Source organism: Flavobacterium hibisci, from assembly GCF_020026925.1.
Classification (GTDB): Bacteria; Bacteroidota; Bacteroidia; order Flavobacteriales; family Flavobacteriaceae; genus Flavobacterium; species Flavobacterium hibisci.
The window spans coordinates 1-2,567 of record NZ_JAIQDW010000043.1; the positions used below are offsets into that span (position 1 = coordinate 1).

Annotated in this window: 3 protein-coding genes; all 3 read right to left on the minus strand. The window is 28.7% G+C overall.

Going from position 1 to position 2,567, the window contains the following annotated elements:
* Positions 1-158: 158 nt before the first annotated feature.
* The 3 genes from K8B81_RS20740 to K8B81_RS20750 all read right to left on the minus strand — a co-directional run bounded on the left by K8B81_RS20740 (position 159) and on the right by K8B81_RS20750 (position 2,375).
* Complete coding sequence (locus K8B81_RS20740) at positions 159-1,220, minus strand: hypothetical protein (protein WP_223683434.1); 1,062 nt, start codon at positions 1,218-1,220, stop codon at positions 159-161.
* A complete protein-coding gene (locus K8B81_RS20745) occupies positions 1,204-1,740 on the minus strand; it encodes an anti-sigma factor (protein WP_223683435.1) in 537 nt (178 codons plus the stop codon). The genes K8B81_RS20740 and K8B81_RS20745 overlap by 17 nt, the downstream gene beginning before the upstream one ends.
* Positions 1,741-1,817: 77 nt before the next feature.
* Positions 1,818-2,375 carry an RNA polymerase sigma factor gene (locus tag K8B81_RS20750; protein WP_223683436.1) on the minus strand — a complete coding sequence of 186 codons (558 nt, stop codon included), beginning with the start codon at positions 2,373-2,375 and terminating at the stop codon, positions 1,818-1,820.
* Positions 2,376-2,567: the final 192 nt, after the last annotated feature.

Genomic DNA, 2,567 nt, shown 5'->3' on the forward strand with positions numbered 1-2,567 from the left:
ATCTTTAAAGACTACTTTTGAAGCTATACACACACCGCAATTTAATTAAATTGCAAGAATTAGGAAAGCGAAAACTTTCCTTTTTTTTATGCCACAAAAAAAGCTGCCTCACTTTTGAGACAGCCTCGTTTTTCTGATTGAATAACTGTTCTAAGATATTATTGTTTTTTGATTAAGCTTACATTTCCGTAATTCGAATTGACGGTGACCTTATTTTGACCTTTTCTTTTGTTGTAACCACTTATTTTTTTTGAAGTGGATTTACTTTCAGTTGAAGAAACATCTAATGAATTATCTTTTTTGATATTGCCGTATTTGGTATTTATATTAAAATCAAATGTATAATTGGTGTCGTATCCAAGGGAAACATCAGAATAGCCTGTATTGATATTGATATTATTAGCTTTTTCTGTAATTATTCCAACGTTTATTTTGCTGTAATTGGCATCAATATTTATATTGTTTGAAATTTCTGCAACATTGATTGTGAGGTAATTACCAGATCCTGAGAGTGAGTTTATTTTTTGAAATTTAAAATTTCCGTAATTACAGTCGTATTTAATGGTTTGGCCATCAGAAATGACTAAATCTGTATAATTAGTATCTAAAGTTAAATTTCCGGAATCATTTATTTTTAAACCTGAATAATGTGCCTGAATAATTCCGTTTTTAATGTAGTCAATAGCTGAATTTTGACAATATTCAATTTTAATACGATTGTTAGATCCATTTAACTTTCCAAGAGTGATTTTTCCGTATTTACAGGAAATATCCGTTGTTGATTCTAAAGCAAGCGCTGTAATATTTCCATATTTATTATTTAGTTTTACTGTGCCGTTTTTTGGGATTTTGATTATGTAATTGATTTCAAAGCTATTGCTGCTTCCTTTTACTTTTAAAGTTGAACTTCCAATTTTTGTAATTGCTGTAACCATAGATTTTAGCGCATTTATGTCAACGTCAATGCTATTTAATTTTTCGTTTACCCAATTTTCGTTTCCACCGGTAACTTTTATAGTAATGTCAAAGTCAATTTTATCTTCATCCCAGGTTGATACAGTGATGTTTCCGTACTTATTATCAATATCAATTCCTGCATTTGGGTTAACAATAAAGGTTTTTTTAATGTTTTTTTGCTTTGAAATAAAAGTATCATCATTTGAAAATCCTGTAAGAGGAATTAAAATGAATAAAATTAATATGCTAAAATGTTTCGTCATGAGTAGTGTTTTTTAAATTTTCATTTTCTTCTATACGCTTCAAAACCGTTTGTAAAAAAGATATTCGGGTTTGCAGGTTGCTGATCATTGCATAAATGATTTGCTTATTTTCACCGTTTTTTTGAAGTTCTTTTATGATTTTTTCATAATCAGCATCAAAAACTTTCATTTGTTTTAGAGCATCATTTATAATTTGCTCATTCTCCGGAGAGCTTTTTTCTTGTAGTTTAACTAATTCTTTTTCAATTAAAACACTAAAAATAGAATCGGTTTGTTTGGTTTCTTTTGATGCAAATTTAAATTCCTTAGGTTTTTCATTATTGTTGTAAAAAACAGATACTCCTAATAAAATCACTATTGAAGCAGCAATTGCCCAAACCGAATAATTATTTCTTTTAGGTTTCTTTTTATGCAGTTTATTTAAAAAATCCATCTGATGACCAGAATTCATTTCCTGTATATCCCATTGGTTTTCAAATTTTTTAAATAATTTGTCTAAGTCGTCATTTTCCTTTTTCATATATCCAAATTTTATTTTTTATAGGTAATATATGGTATCGCTTTTTTTTTGTTCGAAAATCTTTTTTACTGGCAATTTCATATATCTTCTTCTAATTTTTTGCGTAAACTTTCTTTAGCCCTGCTCAATGTAGTCCTGCAATTTGCATAACTGATATTTAAAATTTCGCTAATTTCTTCCTGATCATAACCTTCAATATAAAAGAGTGTCAAAATCATTCGGTAATTATCCTTTAAACCCGCAATGGCATCCAGGACTTGTTTTACTTTAAGTGAATTAAAATCAATACTTTCAGAGAAAAATGTGTCATTTTCTTCTATTTTGTAAAGCGTTTTGTTCAGGTCTTCCATCTGAAAAGCATTGTTTTTTTTGTAAAAATCGATGCTGTGATTCAAAATGATTTTTTTGAGCCATGCTCCAAATGCAACTTCCTGTTTATAATCGTTAATTTTAGTAAAAGCTCTCAAAAAACCTTCCTGCATGACGTCTTGTGCAAAATGTTCATCTTTTACAATCCTGTAAGCCACATTGTACATAGCCTTGGAATAGCGATTGTAAATTTCAAATTGTGCTTTTTGATTATTCTCTTTACAAAGCGTGATTAATTCTTCGATATTTTGGTTGGTTGTGATCAAGTAATAATTGCTGGTTTATTATAATGACTTCATCTTTTTAGATTTGTTACAGTTTTTATAAAATTAATTTTTTGAGTTAATCATTTAGCTTCTGTATATTTATGCCTTTAAAATCAACTACTATGGAAGTATTTCAAGGACAAAGCATACTAAACTTTATAAAAGAACTGCCGGATGATGAAGCTTGCAAAG

Bases quoted from the DNA above. Each gene is read 5' to 3' on its own strand.
- K8B81_RS20740 (WP_223683434.1), bottom strand. From the start codon at position 1,220: ATGACGAAACATTTTAGCATATTAATTTTATTCATTTTAATTCCTCTT.
- K8B81_RS20745 (WP_223683435.1), bottom strand. From the start codon at position 1,740: ATGAAAAAGGAAAATGACGACTTAGACAAATTATTTAAAAAATTTGAA.